13 protein-coding genes are annotated in these 15,623 nt (G+C 66.6%); 4 read left to right on the top strand and 9 right to left on the bottom strand.

What is annotated here, in order from left to right; all coding sequences use genetic code 11:
- Positions 1-64: 64 nt before the first annotated feature.
- Together ACQR1E_RS17195 and ACQR1E_RS17190 are read right to left on the bottom strand one after the other, a co-directional pair.
- Positions 65-1,432 (bottom strand): ATP-binding protein, encoded by a 1,368-nt coding sequence (locus ACQR1E_RS17195; RefSeq protein WP_315769198.1) that lies wholly within the window; start codon positions 1,430-1,432, stop codon positions 65-67.
- Positions 1,419-2,189, bottom strand: coding sequence for a response regulator (locus ACQR1E_RS17190; protein WP_315713462.1), 771 nt, complete (start codon positions 2,187-2,189; stop codon positions 1,419-1,421). The genes ACQR1E_RS17195 and ACQR1E_RS17190 overlap by 14 nt, the downstream gene beginning before the upstream one ends.
- Before the next feature lie 226 nt (positions 2,190-2,415).
- On the opposite strand from ACQR1E_RS17190, the gene ACQR1E_RS17185 reads away from it, so the two are divergent.
- The 3 genes from ACQR1E_RS17185 to ACQR1E_RS17175 are packed head-to-tail and all read left to right on the top strand — an operon-like array spanning position 2,416 to position 7,177.
- Positions 2,416-3,891, top strand: coding sequence for an efflux transporter outer membrane subunit (locus ACQR1E_RS17185; RefSeq protein WP_434897332.1), 1,476 nt, complete (start codon positions 2,416-2,418; stop codon positions 3,889-3,891).
- Between the two features lie 41 nt (positions 3,892-3,932).
- Positions 3,933-5,216, top strand: coding sequence for an efflux RND transporter periplasmic adaptor subunit (locus ACQR1E_RS17180; RefSeq protein WP_434897331.1), 1,284 nt, complete (start codon positions 3,933-3,935; stop codon positions 5,214-5,216).
- Positions 5,216-7,177: a MacB family efflux pump subunit gene (locus ACQR1E_RS17175; protein WP_315713465.1), complete on the top strand. Its 1,962-nt coding sequence runs from the start codon at positions 5,216-5,218 to the stop codon at positions 7,175-7,177. The genes ACQR1E_RS17180 and ACQR1E_RS17175 overlap by 1 nt, the downstream gene beginning before the upstream one ends.
- A 46-nt stretch (positions 7,178-7,223) precedes the next feature.
- Here the strand turns inward: ACQR1E_RS17175 and ACQR1E_RS17170 are convergent, their stop codons facing one another.
- Genes ACQR1E_RS17170 through cyoA form a run of 7 tightly spaced genes read right to left on the bottom strand, consistent with a single transcriptional unit; the run spans position 7,224 to position 14,156 of the window.
- The gene (locus ACQR1E_RS17170; protein WP_315752400.1) at positions 7,224-7,757 is read right to left on the bottom strand and encodes a response regulator transcription factor; all 534 of its coding nucleotides are present in this window, start codon (positions 7,755-7,757) and stop codon (positions 7,224-7,226) included.
- Complete coding sequence (locus tag ACQR1E_RS17165; protein ID WP_434843153.1) at positions 7,747-9,099, bottom strand: ATP-binding protein; 1,353 nt, start codon at positions 9,097-9,099, stop codon at positions 7,747-7,749. Before ACQR1E_RS17165 ends, ACQR1E_RS17170 begins: the two co-directional genes overlap by 11 nt.
- A gap of 46 nt (positions 9,100-9,145) precedes the next feature.
- Positions 9,146-9,979, bottom strand: a complete 834-nt coding sequence (locus ACQR1E_RS17160; RefSeq protein WP_434843154.1) for an SURF1 family protein — start codon at positions 9,977-9,979, stop codon at positions 9,146-9,148.
- Positions 9,979-10,338, bottom strand: coding sequence for a cytochrome o ubiquinol oxidase subunit IV (gene cyoD, locus ACQR1E_RS17155; protein ID WP_315752397.1), 360 nt, complete (start codon positions 10,336-10,338; stop codon positions 9,979-9,981). The genes ACQR1E_RS17160 and cyoD overlap by 1 nt, the downstream gene beginning before the upstream one ends.
- On the bottom strand, positions 10,335-10,964 hold the full coding sequence (cyoC, locus tag ACQR1E_RS17150; protein WP_315825292.1) for a cytochrome o ubiquinol oxidase subunit III: 630 nt from the start codon (positions 10,962-10,964) through the stop codon (positions 10,335-10,337). The genes cyoD and cyoC overlap by 4 nt, the downstream gene beginning before the upstream one ends.
- Complete coding sequence (gene cyoB / locus ACQR1E_RS17145; RefSeq protein WP_434843155.1) at positions 10,961-12,970, bottom strand: cytochrome o ubiquinol oxidase subunit I; 2,010 nt, start codon at positions 12,968-12,970, stop codon at positions 10,961-10,963. The genes cyoC and cyoB overlap by 4 nt, the downstream gene beginning before the upstream one ends.
- Positions 12,971-12,980: 10 nt before the next feature.
- Complete coding sequence (cyoA, locus tag ACQR1E_RS17140; RefSeq protein ID WP_434843156.1) at positions 12,981-14,156, bottom strand: ubiquinol oxidase subunit II; 1,176 nt, start codon at positions 14,154-14,156, stop codon at positions 12,981-12,983.
- 154 nt (positions 14,157-14,310) lie between these two features.
- Here cyoA and ACQR1E_RS17135 point away from each other — a divergent pair, with 154 nt between their 5' ends.
- Positions 14,311-15,621: an MFS transporter gene (locus tag ACQR1E_RS17135; protein WP_434897330.1), complete on the top strand. Its 1,311-nt coding sequence runs from the start codon at positions 14,311-14,313 to the stop codon at positions 15,619-15,621.
- Positions 15,622-15,623: the final 2 nt, after the last annotated feature.

Here is a 15,623-nt window from a genome sequence, read left to right as displayed (position 1 = left end):
CATCGGCGAACGCAAAGGCCCCGCCGGGATCAGCACCGGCGGGGTTTCCTCCTCGTGGCGTCTGCTACGCCACCTTGGCGGGGATCGCCGCGGGCATCGCGAGGCGCAGCGGCAGCGACAGCCGTACCCGCAGGCCGCGCGGGGCGTTGGGCATCAGCGCGATGCCGCCGTCATGCTTCTTCATGATCTCCTGCGCGATCGACAGGCCGAGGCCGAAGCCGCCGGCGGAGCGCGCCTGGTCGAGCTTGACGAACGGCTCCAGCGCGCGCGCCTGCAGCGCCTGCGGAATGCCCGGGCCGTCATCGGCGACCTCGATCGCGATCATGCCGTCGGCCAGGGTCGACAGGCTGACCACGACCTCGCTGCCGTGCTTGACCGCGTTCTCGACCACGTTGGTGACGGCGCGCGACAGCGCCCGCGCCCGGCCCTCGCAGACCAGCCGCGACGGTCCATCGAAGCTGACGGCGTGGCCGACATCGGCGAAGTCGCAGCAGATCGTCTCGAGCAGGCTCGCCAGCTCGATCCGCGCCGGCTGCTCCGCCTTGGTGTCGTCGCGCAGGTAATCGAGCGTCTCGTCGAGCATGCGGCTGACCTGGTCGATGTCGCGCAGCATCGCGCTGCGCATCTCGCCCTGCCCGATCCGCTCCGAGCGCAGCCTGAGCCGCGTCAGCGGCGTGCGCAGGTCGTGGCTGATCGCCGCCAGCATCCGCGTGCGGTCGTCGAGCAGCGCGCGGATGCGCGCCTGCATCTCGTTCAGCGCCTCGGCGACCTGGGCGATCTCCCTGGGCCCGCGCCGGCTCAGCGGCTCCTGCGCGCCCGGCGAGCGGCCGAATGCGGCCGCCGCGCGCGCCATCTCCGACAGCGGCCGGATGATCGCCCGCGCCGCGTAGATCGAAAGCAGCACGCCCAGGATCAGGATGAGAAACAGGAACACCGCCGTCGGCTTCAGCACCATCGACCAGAATTCGAGGCGCGGCACGTCGTCGAACACCAGCGCACGCTCGCCGTCGACCTGGACGATGATCTGGGTCGGCGGCGCCGCACCATAGCCGACGCCGTGGAGCAAGGTGACGTCACGCAGCACGCTGAGCTGACGGCGGGCCAGCCGCGAGGTCCATGGCACGTCCCTGACCGGCTTGGCGAGCAGCGTCAGCGAGGTCAGCGGCACCAGCTCGACCTGGATGCCGGAGCTGCGCAGGCTCGACAGGCTGCTCTCGACGGCCACGGGGTCGTTCGCGGCGCGGACGAAGTGCACCGCCTCGGCGACGCGCGCGATGCCGTAGGCCGGCGATTCCTGCTCGTCGGGCGGATCGAGAAACAGCAGCGCGGCCGCGATCATCAGCACCATGCCGAACAGCACCGACAGCGACGCCAAGGTCACGATCTGCGTGGTGAGGCCGAGGCGCGGGCACGGCTTGCTATCTGGCGTCATCGATGGTCTCGACTCTTGGCGTGAACACGTAGCCGCCGAGGCGCACGGTCTTGATCAGGGACCAACTGCGCGCGCCCGGCTCGATCTTCTGCCGGATACGGCTGATATGGACGTCGATGCTGCGCTCGACCGGCCCGGCCTGCCCGCCGTGCGCCAGCTCGATCAGTTGCTCGCGCGACAGCACGCGGCCGGCATTGCGGCAGAACGCCAGCAGGATATCGAACTCCGCGCTGGTCAAGGTGATCTTGACGCGGTCGGGATCGAACAGCGTGCGCGTCGCCGGCTCGATGCGCCAGCCGTCGAACGTCATCGGCGCCTGCCGCGCCGCGATCACGGCGGGATGCAATTGCGACCGGCGCAGCAGCGCGCGGATGCGCGCCACCAGCTCGCGCGGATTGAACGGCTTGACGACATAGTCGTCGGCGCCGAGCTCGAGGCCGAGGATGCGGTCGATGTCCTCGCCCTTCGCCGTCACCATGATGATCGGCACGGTCGAGATCTGGCGCAGGCGGCGGCAGATGCTCATGCCGTCGTCGTCCGGCAGCATCACGTCGAGCATGATGAGGTCGACCTGCTCGCGCTGCAGGAGGTCGTTCATCGCGGCCGCGGAGGACACGAAGCGCGGCGCGAAGCCGTGCTCCTGCAACAGCTCGGTGAGCAGCGCCGCAATCTCCCGGTCATCTTCGACGCAGAGAATGCGCGCGGCTGCCGGTATGTTCGCGTCTGCGGACACGGCGGTATCGTGTGACGACATCATGCGCGGAACATGGTCGATTTGAGTCCAAAAGAACAGCCCGAAGCGAGGTCCGATCGTGGCGAAAGTAAGCTGTATTGTTAAGGCGGAAACATTTCTTCACGCGACTTAATCCTGCGCAATCGTTAACCTGCCTAGGCTCCGCGCATCAAACAAACACGGGGAAGTCCTGCGGCGTGGCCGACCAGCCGGCGCGGCCTCCTTTCGAACCGCGATAGTATCAGCCGCCGTGAAGCCCGTCCTGCTCGCACTCTGCCTCGCCACGCCGCTGCTCGCCGGCTGCGCCGTCGGCCCCGATTACGTGACGCCTGAGTTCGGCGTGCCGAAGCGCTGGAGCAGCGACCGCAATCGGCCGGCGCAGACGCTGAAGCTCGCGCATTGGTGGCGCAACCTCAATGATGACCTGCTCGATCAACTGATCAGCGAGGCGGTTGCCGGCAATCTCGACGTCGCCGCCGCCAAGGCGCGCATCCGCGAGGCGCGGGCGACGCAGCGCCAGGCGGTCGGCGCGCTGTTTCCGTCCGTCAGCGGCACCGGCACGGCAACGGAGACCCGCAGCGCCGGCAGCTCGACGAGCGGCATCGCGATCGCTCCTACCACCTACAGCCAGTACCAGGCCGGCTTCGATTCGAGCTGGGAGCTGGATCTGTTCGGCGCCAACCGCCGTGCGGTCGAGGCGGCGACCTACGGCGTCGATGCCGCCGAGGACGATCTGCGCGCGACCTTGCTGACGCTGGTCGGCGACGTCGCCTCCAACTACATCGATGCCCGCGCCTACCAGGCGCGAGCGGCGCTGGCGCGGCGCACTGCCGCCTCGCAGCGCGAGACCGCGGCGCTGACCGAGCGCAAGCAGAATGCCGGCTCTGCCTCGGCCGTCGACACCGCCAAGGCGAGCGCGCTGGCCGCCAGCACCGAAGCAACCATCCCGACCTATGAGAGCAGCTATCAGCAGGCCGTGCATCGGCTCGGCGTCCTGCTCGGCCGCGACCCGACGGCCCTGAATCTCCGCCTGTCGCGCGCGGCGCCGATCCCATCGCCGCGCCTGCCGCTGCCGAAGGGCATCCCGGCCGACGTGCTGGTCATGCGGCCCGACGTGCGCAAGGCCGAACGGCAGCTCGCGCAGTTCACCGCGAAGATCGGCCAAGCCACCGCCGCGCTGTACCCGGATGTCAGCCTGACCGGCACGGTCTCGACCACGGCGCTGAAGCTCGGCGATCTCGGCAAGAGCTCGACGATCGGCTGGTCGATCGGCCCGAGCGTCTCGGTGCCGATCTTCAACGGCGGCAAGCTGCAGGCCGCCGTCGAGGTCGCGGAAGCGCAGCGTGACGAATACCACGTCGCCTGGCGCAGCGCGGTGCTGAGCGCGCTCGAAGACGTCGAAAACGCCATCGTCGGCCTCGGCCAGGAGCGCATCCGCATCCGCAGCCTGAGCGAGTCGGCCCGGCGCTATGGCGAAGCCGCGCGGCTGTCGCGCTCGCTCTACCAGACCGGCTCCAGCACCTTCCTCGACGTGCTCGATGCCGAGCGCTCGCAGTTCACCGCGGAGGACAACCTGCTCGCCAGCCGCGCTACGCTCGCGAAGAACTACGTGGCGCTGGCCAAGGCGCTGGGCGGCGGTTGGACCGCAGCGATCGACAGCTCGCTGCCCGAGGTCGTCGACAGCGGCACCGGCCCGCATCTCGCACAGGCCGTCGCGCCCAAATAATCTACGATCTGAACTTCAAAAAGTGCCTCCGAAGTGATCCGATGAACGCACCCTTATCCCACATGCCCCGACCGGTCGCGGTCGATGGCGGCCTCGCGCCGGCGCCGAAGCCGAAGCGGCCACGGCGCTGGCCGCTGCTGATCGCCGGAGCGCTCGTCGTTCTGGCCGCCGCGATCGTGCTGATCATGAGGCTGACCAGCAATCCCAACGCCAATCTCGTCACCGCACCCGTCACGACCGGCGACATCGAGCAGACCGTGCTCGCCACCGGCACGCTGAAGCCGGTCAAGCTCGTCGCGGTCGGTGCCCAGGCCTCGGGGCGCCTCGTCGCGCTCAACGTCAAGCTCGGCCAGAAAGTGAAGGCCGGCGACCTGATCGCCGAGATCGACTCGCTGACGCAACAGAACACGCTGCGCACCAACGAGGCGAGCCTGCGGAGCGTGCGGGCGCAGCGTGACGAGAAGGTCGCCACCCTGGCGCTGGCGGAGGCCAACCTGGCGCGGCAGCAGGTTACGCTGGCGCAGAAGGCGTCGTCGCGCGCCGACTACGACAGCGCCGAGGCGACCGCGAAGCAGACCCAGGCCCAGATCGCGCAGCTCGACGCGCAGATCGTCGAGGCCGAGGTGGCGATCGAGACCGCGCGCGTCAATCTCGGCTACACGAAGATCACGGCTCCGATCGACGGCACCGTGCTGTCGATCGTCACCCAGCAGGGCCAGACCGTGAATGCGGTGCAGTCGGCACCGACCATCGTCGTGCTCGGCCAGGTCGAGACGATGACCGTGCGGGTGGAGATTTCCGAGGCCGATGTCGTCAAGGTCAGGCCCGGACAGAACGTCTATTTCACCGTGCTGGGCGAGCCCGATCATCGCTACGAGGGCACGCTCGGGTCGATCGAGCCGGCGCCCGAATCGATCAAGAGCGATTCGAGCTTCTCGTCGAGCACGACGACCACGTCGAGCAGCAGCTCGTCCTCGTCCACCACGTCCTCCGCGATCTACTACAACGGCGTGTTCGACATCGCCAATCCGGACGGGCGGCTGATGACCTACATGACGGCCGAGGTTCACATCCTGCTCGGCGAGGCCCGCAAGGTCCCGACCATTCCGTCGTCCGCGCTTGGCAACGCCAATCCCGATGGCAGCTACACGGTGCGCGTGCTGGCCGGCGCAGGAACGCTGGAGAAGCGCACCATTCGCGTCGGCCTCAACAACAAGATCCGGGCCGAGGTGCAGTCCGGCCTGCGCGAGGGCGAGCGGGTCGTGATCTCGGCGCCCGAGGAGGGCACGAAGCGAACCGTGATGCCCCCGCCCGGAGGCGCGTAATGACGGAGGTCCTGATCGACCTGCAGAATGTCGGGAGGCGCTACGCGTCCGGCGAAGGCACGGTCCATGCTTTGCGTGGCGTCGACCTCCAGATCGCGCGCGGGGAGATGGTGGCGATCATCGGCCAGTCGGGCTCCGGCAAGTCGACGCTGATGAACATTCTGGGCTGCCTCGACCGCCCGACATCCGGCAGCTACCGGATCGCCGGCCGCGAGATGGGCTCGCTCGATCCGGACGAACTGGCGGCGTTGCGGCGCGAGCATTTCGGCTTCATCTTCCAGCGCTACCATCTGCTGGGCGAGCTCAGCGCCGCCGACAATGCCGAGGTGCCTGCGGTCTATGCCGGGCTCGGCCCGGCGGCACGCCACCGCAAGGCCGAGGCGCTGCTGCAGCGGCTCGGCATGGGCAGCCGTACCGACCACAAGCCGGGTCAGCTCTCGGGCGGCCAGCAGCAGCGGGTCTCGATCGCCCGCGCGCTGGTCAACGATCCCGACGTGATCCTGGCCGACGAGCCGACCGGCGCGCTCGACCGCGCCAGCGGCGAGGAGGTGCTGCGCATCCTCGACGAGATCAGCGCCTCCGGGCGCACCGTCATCATCGTCACGCACGATCCGAGCGTCGCGCAGCGCGCCCGGCGCATCATCGAGATCGAGGACGGCCGCGTCATTTCCGACCGGCTCAATCCGCGGACTTCGGAACCCGCGCCAGCCGCAGCGACCGAAGACCACGCAGCGCAGGCGGCGTCGTGGTGGCGCAGCCAGCTCGACCGTTTCCGCGAGGCCGCGCGGATGGCGCTGCTCGCCATGAATGCGCACCGGATGCGCGCATTCCTCACCATGCTCGGCATCATCATCGGCGTCGCCTCGGTCGTGCTGGTGCTGGCGCTCGGCAAGGGCTCGCAGGCCAAGGTGCTGAAGGACATCAACCGGCTCGGCACCAACACGCTGGAATTCTTTCCCGGCAAGGATTTCGGCGATACGCGCTCCAGCAAGATCAGGACGCTGGTGCTCGCCGATGCCAAGGTCATGGCGCAGCAGCCTTATGTCGATGCGATCTCGCCGACGGTCTCGACCACCAGCACGCTGCGGTTCGGCGCGATCGAGGTCAGCGCCCAGATCTCCGGCGTCGGCGAGCAGTATTTCCGGGTCAAGAACACCGAGCTTGCCGAAGGCAGCTATCTCGATGCCGATACCGTGCGCTCCTACGCCCAGGACGCCGTGATCGACGACAATGCGCGCAAGGCGCTGTTTCCCGATCCCGACGTCAGTCCGCTCGGCAGCGTGGTCCTGATCGGCAAGGTGCCCTGCCGCGTCGTCGGCATCACCAAGCAGCAGCAGGCCGGCTTCGGCTCCAGCTCCACGCCGATCGTGTACCTGCCCTACACGACCGTGCAGGCGCGCTTCCTCGGCAACCAGGTGCTGCGTAGCATCAGCGTCCGCGTCGACGAGGCGACGCCGATGGCGGCGGCCGAGCGTGCCGCAACGGCGCTGCTGACGGCGCGGCACAATGCCAAGGATTTCTTCGTCCTCAACACCGATGACATCCGCAAGACCGTCGAAAGCACGACGCAGGTGCTGACCCTGCTGGTGGCGGCCATCGCCGTGATCTCGCTCTTGGTCGGCGGCATCGGCGTCATGAACATCATGCTGGTGTCGGTGTCGGAGCGCGTCGGCGAGATCGGGGTGCGCATGGCGGTCGGCGCCCGCCGCAGCGACATCCTGATGCAGTTCCTGATCGAGGCGGTGCTGGTCTGCCTGCTGGGCGGTGCGCTGGGCCTTGCGCTCGCGGTCGGCTTCGGCACGGTCTTCAACGCGCTCGACGTCGGCTTCCAGCTGATCTATTCGCCGCTCGCCATGGTCGGCGCCGCCGTCACGTCGATGGCGATCGGCATCGGCTTCGGCTACATGCCCGCCCGCAGCGCCTCACGGCTCGATCCGGCAACGGCTCTGGCAAGGGAGTAGGTCGGAAAGAATGAGCTCCACTCCTCCGGACAACAACCGGATCGATCTACTTCACCGGGCGCTTCTCCAGCTTGCGCGCGAGCGTCCGGCGATGCATGCCGAGCCTCCTCGCAGCTTCGGAGATGTTGAAGTCGGTCTCGATCAGGGTCTGGTGGATGCGCTCCCATTCCAGCGTCTTGATCGAGGTGGAGCGCTCCGCCAGGGCCACTTGCGCATTGCCCTGCGCCTTGCGGAACGCCTCCTCGATGTCGTCGGTGTTCGACGGCTTGGCCAGATAGTGGCAGGCGCCGAGCTTGATCGCCTCGACAGCAGTGGCGATGCTGGCAAAGCCGGTCAGCACCACGATCAGCATCTCCGGATCGTGCGCATGCAGCTTCTCGACGCAGACGAGGCCGGAAGCGCCGCCGAGCTTGAGATCGACGACTGCATAGCCGAACGTCTTCTTCTTGAGGATCTCGTCGACGTCCTCGAGCGAGCCGGCGACGACGGCCTCGTAGCCGCGCCGTTCGAACGAGCGCTTCAGGGTGCGTGCAAAACCGTCATCGTCCTCGACGATCAGGAGGGACAGGTCATTCGCCATCGCGCTCTCCAATGACAAGCGTCGACAACGGCAGTGACAGCCGTACGGTCGCTCCACGTCCCCGGTGGTTCCAGGCGGAAACGCTGCCGCCCAGCTTGCGGATCACGTTGACCACCAGGAAAAGACCCAGGCCGCGGCCCGGGCGGCCCTTGCTCGACTGATAGGGACGTCCGAGTTGCCCCAGCATCGCCGGATCAAAACCCGGCCCGCGATCGCTGACGCTGAGCAGCAGCTGATCACCATCTCGTTCGACCACGAACTCCACCCACTCGCGCGAGACTTCGAATGCGTTGTCGAGCACGTTGACGATCGCCTGCTTCAGGGCGACGTCGGAGACGATCGCCGGATCCGAGCCGAACTCGTTGCGGAACATCAGATTGCGCGCCGAGCGCGCCGCGCTCCATTCGGCGACCAGCGTCGTCAGGAACGCCTTCAACGTGGTCGGCGCCGAGCCTTCGCCGCGCGCCTGACCGGCCGAGACCAGGATGTCAGTGACGATCGACTTGCAGCGCTGCACCGCCGCTTCCATTTCGGTGAAATCCTCCGCGAGCGTCGGATCGGCAGAGATCGCGGTCATGCGGCGCCAATCGTTCAGGATGACCGAGATCGACGCCAGCGGCGTGCCGAGCTCATGCGCGGCGCCAGAGGCGAGCAGGCCCATGCGGATGATGTGATCCTGCTCGACGGCGTGCTGGCGCAGATCGGCGAGTTTGGCGTCGCGCTCGCGCAGGTTCCGGTTGATGCGGGTGACGAAGACGACGAGCAGCACGGCGTCGAGCATGAAGCCGACGAACATGCCGGTGATGTGCAGGGTGAAGGCATCGCTGACGTGATGCTGCGGCAGTTGCAGCGGGCGGTACTCGATGGTGAGCCAGATGAAGCTGAGCACCGTCAGCGCGACCAGCGACCAGGACGAGCGCGCGTCGAGCAGTACGGCCCCCAGCGTCACCTGCAGCAGATAGAGGCACGTGAACGGGTTCGACGCGCCGCCGGTGAGATAGAGCTCCGATGTCAACGCCACCACGTCGAGCATCAGCGCGATCAGCAAATGGCGATTGCCGACGTCGTCGCGCCTGCGCAGCCAGATATGGCTGGCGATGTTGAGCACCACCAGCGCGCAGATGATCGCCGCCATCGGCAGCACCGGCAGCGCAATGCCGAACCAGGTGGTCACGAAGCCGATGGTGACGATCTGGCCGACCACGGCGATCCAGCGCAGCTGGATCAGCAGCACCATGTTCTTGCGGTTGGTCGCGTCCTTGGTCGGCAGCGGCGCGTTGATCTCGGGTGTGGCGATCGCGGCCACGACTCCGAACGGCAAATTGGGGGCCTCGCTGCTCATGAGGGCCCGTCCGATCTCCGCCGGCAGAACGGCAAGCGTCGATCGCTCAAGACGCCGTCCCGCATCCACCCATGTCCTGCCGCTGCTGATCCCATTCCACATCCTGCGCTGCCGGCGCGCCGGGCTCATGCTGCGCGCGGCGGAGCCGCTGCAGCCCGGCGCCGGCCAGCATGAGGGCCAATGTAAACCAGGTCAGCGCGTAAACCAGATGGTTGTTCGGAAACGAGATCACGGTGAGTCCGCCGATTGGAAGTCCGCCAGGATTCGGGGTCGCATCGGCATCGACGAAGAATGGTGCGACGTCGGACAGACCGCGCGCCGCCGCGATCGCCGCGACGTCACGTGAATACCAGCGATTCCCCGCGGGATCGTTGTGGCGAAGGAAGCCGCCGCCAGGCTCGGAGATCCGCAGCAGTCCGGTCACGCTGACCGTGCCATTCGGGTTCCCGGCGCTGCGGCTTGCGGGCGCGCGGCGATCCGCGGGCACAAAGCCACGATTGACGAGCACGGCGCCGCTGGCGGTCTGCAGCGGCGTCACCACCCAATAGCCGGAGCCCTCGACCGTCAGCGCCTGGACCAGCGTCTCGCGGTCGTTGAGGAAGCGGCCGCTCAACGTTATCAGCTTGTACTCGTCGTTGCTGCGATCGATGGCCGGCCAATCCGCCCGGCTCGGCGCCGGCACGGGCGCGGCATGAACGCGGCGCTCGACGCGATCGATCAGGTCGAGCTTCCAGGCCCGCCGCTCGATCTGCCAGACGCCCAGCGACAGCAGCATCGCGACGCAGGCAACCCACGCCGCAACGATCGCGAGCCGCAGCGCGCCGGATCGCCCGCGGCTGGCCTCGTCGCGTTCCCCTGCCCCGTCGGCAGGAGCTGACATCACGGCGTCTGGCCCATCTCGTGTACCGGCATCATGTTGGTGGTCAGGTGATGCATGACCCAGAGCGAGCCGCTGAGCGCGATCACCACCATGATGATGGTGAAGATCAGCGCCATCATGGTCCAGCCGCCCTCGGCCTTGGTGTTCATGTGCAGGAAGAAGATCATGTGGACGACGACCTGCACGGCCGCGAATGCCATGATGATCAGCGCCGTGGCCTGCTTGTCGAGCGAGCCGTTCATGACCAGCAGAAACGGAATCGCCGTCAGGACGACGGAGGCGCCGAAGCCGATCAGTTGGCCCGAGCGCGTGCCGGCATGGTCGTCCGCCGAACCGTGCGCGTGTGCATCAGAGCTCATCGAAGCATCCCCATCAGATAGACGAAGGTGAAGACACCAATCCAGATCACGTCGAGGAAGTGCCAGAACATGCTGAGGCAGACCAGCCGGCGGCGGTTGGCCTCGATCAGGCCGTGGGTCCCGACCTGCACCATCAGGGTGACCAGCCAGACCAGACCGAACGTCACATGCAGGCCGTGGGTTCCTACCAGCGTGAAGAACGACGACAGGAAGGCGCTGCGCTGCGGCGTCGCGCCCTCGTGGATCATGTGCGCGAACTCGGTCAGCTCGATGCCGAGGAAGGCGAGGCCGAACAGCCCGGTCACCACGAGCCATGCCTGCATCGCGCCAACGCGGTTCCGCTGCATCGACAGCATCGCGAAGCCATAGGTGAGCGACGACAGCAGCAGGAACGAGGTGTTGACCGCGACCAGCGACAGGTCGAACAGGTCCTTCGGCGCCGGCCCGGCCGCGTACCTGGCGCCGAGCACGCCATAGACGGCAAACAGGATCGCAAAGATGAGACAGTCGCTCATCAGATAGATCCAGAAGCCGAGCATCGTGCTGCTGCCTTCGGGATGCTCGTGCTCGTCGACGACATAGAAGACCGGCTCCCCGGCCTTCATCGTGCCCATCGCAACGGTCATGACTTGGCTCCTGCCACGAGCAGCTTGGTGCGCGCGCGCTCGACGCTTATGACCTCATCGGCCGGGATGTGGAAGCTGCGGTGATAGTTGAAGGTGTGGCCGATCGCGACCGCGAGCAGCGCGACGAAGCTGCCTGCCGCCATCCACCACATGTACCAGATCAGTCCGAATGCCATGGTGGTGCTGAGGCCCGCCAGGATCACGCCGGTACCGGTGTTGCTCGGCATGTGGATCGCCTTGAAGCCGGCGAGCGGACGCGCGTAGCCGCGGCGCTTCATGTCCCACCAGGCGTCGTTGTCGTGGACGACGGGCGTGAAGGCGAAGTTGTAGGCCGGCGGCGGCGACGACGTCGCCCATTCCAGGGTGCGCGCATTCCAGGGATCGCCGGAGAGGTCGGCGAGCTGCTCGCGGCGGAGGATGCTGACCGCGATCTGGATCAGGAAGCTCGCGATGCCCAGCAGGATCAGGAACGCGCCGATGCCGGCGATGATGAACCATATCTGCAGGCTCGGATCGTCGAAGGTGCGCAGCCGACGGGTCACGCCCATCAGGCCGAGCACGTAGAGCGGCATGAAGGCGAAGTAGAAGCCCACCGTCCAGAACCAGAACGACATCTTGCCCCAGAACGGATCGAGCCTGAAGCCGAACGCTTTGGGGAACCAGTAGGCGATGCCGGCGAACAGGCCGAACAGCACGCCGCCGATGATGACGTTGTGGAAATGCGCGACCAGGAACAGGCTGTTGTGCAAGACGAAGTCGGCCGGCGGCACCGCAAGCAGCACGCCGGTCATGCCGCCGATCACGAAGGTCAGCATGAAGGCGACCGTCCACATCATCGGCAGCTCGAAGCGGATGCGGCCGCGATACATCGTGAACAGCCAGTTGAACATCTTCGCGCCGGTCGGGATCGAGATGATCATCGTGGTGATGCCGAAGAACGAGTTCACGCTGGCGCCGGAGCCCATCGTGAAGAAGTGGTGCAGCCAGACCAGGTAGGACAGGATGGTGATGACGACGGTGGCGTAGACCATCGAGGTGTAGCCGAACAGCCGCTTGCCCGAGAAGGTCGAGGTCACCTCGGAGAAGATGCCGAAGGCCGGCAGGATGAGGATGTAGACCTCCGGATGGCCCCAGATCCAGATGAGGTTGACATACATCATCGGATCGCCGCCGAAATCATTGGTGAAGAAGTTGGTTCCGACGTAACGATCGAGCGACAGCAGCGCCAGCACCGCCGTCAGCACCGGGAAGGAGGCGACGATCAGCACGTTGGTGCACAGCGAGGTCCAGGTGAAGACTGGCATCTTCATCATGGTCATGCCGGGCGCACGCATTTTCACGATCGTGCAGATCAGGTTGACGCCGGACAACAGCGTGCCGACGCCGGCGACCTGCAGCGCCCAGATGTAATAGTCGACGCCGACATCCGGACTGTAGGAGAGATTCGACAGCGGCGGATAGGCCAGCCAGCCGGTGCGCGCGAACTCGCCGACGAACAGCGAGCACATCACCAGCACGGCGCCCGACGTGGTCATCCAGAAGCTGAAATTGTTGAGGAACGGGAACGACACGTCGCGGGCGCCGATCTGCAGCGGCACGACGTAGTTCATCAGGCCGGTGACCAGCGGCATCGCCACGAAGAAGATCATGATCACGCCGTGCGCCGTGAACACCTGATCATAGTGGTGCGAGTTGAGATAACCTTCGGAGCCGTTGAACGCGATCGCCTGCTGCAGCCGCATCATCAGCGCATCGGCGAAGCCGCGCAGCAGCATGACGATGCCGAGCACCATGTACATGATTCCGATGCGCTTGTGGTCGACGGTCGTGAACCACTCCTTCCAGAGATAGCCCCACAGCCGGAAATAGGTGATGGCGCCGAACAGCGTGAGGCCGCCGAGCGCGACCATCGCGAAGGTGCCGACGATGATTGGCTCGTGCAACGGCAGCGACTCCAGCGTCAGCCGGCCGAAGATGAACCTGGTGAGATTGGCAGTGTCGAACATGATGTGACCCTCACGAATCCGACTTTGAGGTTGGCCCCGTGATGAAGGATGCCTTGGATGGCCGCAGCAGTCCGGGCCGCGCCAGTCCGCGCCCCTGCAATGGCGTCCAGTCCAGCGGCGCCAGCACGGTCGGCGAGGAGTCCTCGGCCATCCGCGTGACCTGATCGCCCGGCACGCAGACGCCGCCGGCGACGAAGCTCGGCCCGGCGCCGAACACGGCGCCGCGCCCGGCGAACTTGTCATAGGCGAGCGGCAGCGTGTTGCGGACGCCGGCCATGCCCATGCCGCCTCTCGCGTCGATCGCCATCATCTCGCTCATGCACATCTTGCCGGGCTCGACGCACATGTTGAGAATGGCGCGAAACAGGTCGCTATCCACCGATGCGTAGTAGCGGACCGGCTCGTTCGCGCTGGGACGCTCCAGCTTGAGATAGTCCGGCTTGCCAAGCTCGGCACCGCTGGCCTTGGCCTTCTCGATCCAACCGGCGAATTCGACATCAGACAGGCCATGAAAGGCAAAGCGCATGCCGGAGAAGCCGGCGCCGCTGTAGTTCGCCGAGAAGCCGCGATAGACGCCGGGCTTGTTGATGATGGCGTGCAGCCGGCTCTGCATGCCCGGCATCGCATAGATCTGGCCGGCGAGCGCGGGGATGTAGAACGAGTTCATCACCGACGACGAGGTGATCCTGAAATCGAGCGGCCGGTTCACCGGCGCCGCAAGCTCGTTGAGGCTGGCGATGCCATATTCGGGATAGATGAACAGCCACTTCCAATCGAGCGCGACGACGTCGACCTCGAGCGGCTTGTCCTGCGGCGTCACCGCGCGCTCGGCGGAGATGCGTCCGAGCGTGCGATAGGGATCGAGCAGATGCGTGCCCATCCACGTCACCGCGCCCAGGCAGATGATGATGAGCAGCGGCGCCGCCCAGATCAGAAGCTCGAGCTGGGTGGAGTGATCCCAATCCGGCGTGTAGGCCGCCGCCTGGTTCGACTGGCGGTAGCGCCAGGCCACGATGGCGGTTGCGGCCATCACCGGCACCACGATCAGCAGCATCAGCACAGTTGCGATGATCACGAGATCGCGCTGCTGGGCGGCCACGTCACCGGAGGGCGAGAGCACGACCAGATTGCAGCCTCCGAGCGCGAGCCCCAGCGGCAGCAGTGCCAAGAATTTCCAGTAACGCACGCTCAACCTCGTCGCACGGCGGATCTCTGAACGAGGCCTCACGTAGCGACCGGACGACACGGCCGACATTGGACAATTTGTCCAATACCGGAGCGGCGCCGAGGACGACAATTACGGGGCAACAATAGAGTATGAGAGGACTGCAGGCAGCGCGATGACACAGGCAGCGGCGACCGCCGATGGCGAAACCCATCTCTCCCGCACGCATGAGGCGCATCCGGGCGAGATCGCGATCGGCGTGATCATCGGGCGCACGTCGGAATTCTTCGACTTCTTCGTCTATGCCATCGCCTCGGTGATCGTGTTTCCGCGCCTCGTGTTTCCGTTCGCCGACGAGCTGACGCAGACCCTGTATTCGTTCGCGCTGTTCGCGCTCGCCTTCATCGCACGCCCGTTCGGCAGCGTGATCTTCATGGCGATCGACCGCCGCTACGGCAAGAGCGCCAAGCTGATCACCGCATTGTTCCTGCTCGGCACCTCGACCGTCGCGATCGCGTTCCTGCCGAGCTACCACACCGTCGGCGCCGCGGCGATCTGGCTGCTGGCGCTGGCGCGGATCGGCCAGGGCCTCGCCTGGGGCGGCGCCTGGGACGGGCTGGCGTCGCTGCTCGCCATGAATGCGCCGGAGCACCGGCGCGGCTGGTATGCGATGATCCCGCAGCTCGGCGCGCCGCTCGGGCTGATCGTCGCCAGCGTGCTGTTCGCGTTCTTCGTCGGCTATCTCTCCGCGGCCGACTTCTTCGACTGGGGCTGGCGTTACCCGTTCTTCGTGGCGTTTGCCATCAACGTCGTGGCGCTGTTCGCGCGGTTGCGCATGGTCGTGACGCCGGAATATGACGAGCTGTTCCAGTCGCGCGAATTGCAGCCGGCACGCGTCGCCACCACGATTCGACACGAGGGTCGCAACATCGTGATCGGCGCCTTCGCGCCGCTGGCGAGCTTCGCGCTGTTCCACATGGTGACGGTGTTTCCGCTGTCCTGGGTGTTCCTCTTCACCAAGGAGACCCCGGCGCGCTTCCTGATCATCGAGGCCGTCGGCGCCGTGTTCGGCGTCGTCGCGATCGTGGTGTCCGGCATGCTGGCCGACCGCATCGGGCGCAAGTCGCTCCTGATCAGCTCGGCGATCGCGATCGCGGTGTTCTCCGGCTTCGCTCCGCAACTGCTCGACGCCGGCCCGGTCGGCGAGACCATCTACATGGTGCTCGGCTTCATCCTGCTCGGCCTGTCGTTCGGCCAGTCCTCGGGCGCGATCGCCGCCAACTTCGCGCGCACCTATCGCTACACGGCCTCGGCGCTCACCGCCGACCTCGCCTGGCTGTTCGGCGCCGGCTTCGCGCCGCTGGCGGCATTGGTGCTGGCGGCCAATCTCGGCCTGCTGTCGGCCGGCGGCTATCTCTTGTCCGGCGCCGTCTGCACCCTGCTCGCGCTGTGGCTCAGCGCGCCGCGCCAACTGCAGCAGGTGTGAGG

Source organism: Bradyrhizobium sp. HKCCYLRH1030, assembly GCF_051168395.1.
Lineage (GTDB): Bacteria > Pseudomonadota > Alphaproteobacteria > Rhizobiales > Xanthobacteraceae > Bradyrhizobium.
The sequence above is the reverse complement of the archived record's forward strand: the minus strand, read 5'-3'. Positions and strand labels throughout refer to the sequence as shown.

What these genes read in the sequence shown, in the direction of transcription:
- ACQR1E_RS17195 (WP_315769198.1), bottom strand. Translation starts at nt 1,432, where the DNA reads ATGACGCCAGATAGCAAGCCGTGCCCGCGCCTCGGCCTCACCACGCAG.
- ACQR1E_RS17190 (WP_315713462.1), bottom strand. Translation starts at nt 2,189, where the DNA reads ATGATGTCGTCACACGATACCGCCGTGTCCGCAGACGCGAACATACCG.
- ACQR1E_RS17180 (WP_434897331.1), top strand. Translation starts at nt 3,933, where the DNA reads ATGAACGCACCCTTATCCCACATGCCCCGACCGGTCGCGGTCGATGGC.
- ACQR1E_RS17175 (WP_315713465.1), top strand. Translation starts at nt 5,216, where the DNA reads ATGACGGAGGTCCTGATCGACCTGCAGAATGTCGGGAGGCGCTACGCG.
- ACQR1E_RS17170 (WP_315752400.1), bottom strand. Translation starts at nt 7,757, where the DNA reads ATGGCGAATGACCTGTCCCTCCTGATCGTCGAGGACGATGACGGTTTT.
- ACQR1E_RS17165 (WP_434843153.1), bottom strand. Translation starts at nt 9,099, where the DNA reads ATGAGCAGCGAGGCCCCCAATTTGCCGTTCGGAGTCGTGGCCGCGATC.
- ACQR1E_RS17160 (WP_434843154.1), bottom strand. Translation starts at nt 9,979, where the DNA reads ATGTCAGCTCCTGCCGACGGGGCAGGGGAACGCGACGAGGCCAGCCGC.
- cyoD (WP_315752397.1), bottom strand. Translation starts at nt 10,338, where the DNA reads ATGAGCTCTGATGCACACGCGCACGGTTCGGCGGACGACCATGCCGGC.
- cyoC (WP_315825292.1), bottom strand. Translation starts at nt 10,964, where the DNA reads ATGACCGTTGCGATGGGCACGATGAAGGCCGGGGAGCCGGTCTTCTAT.
- cyoB (WP_434843155.1), bottom strand. Translation starts at nt 12,970, where the DNA reads ATGTTCGACACTGCCAATCTCACCAGGTTCATCTTCGGCCGGCTGACG.
- ACQR1E_RS17135 (WP_434897330.1), top strand. Translation starts at nt 14,311, where the DNA reads ATGACACAGGCAGCGGCGACCGCCGATGGCGAAACCCATCTCTCCCGC.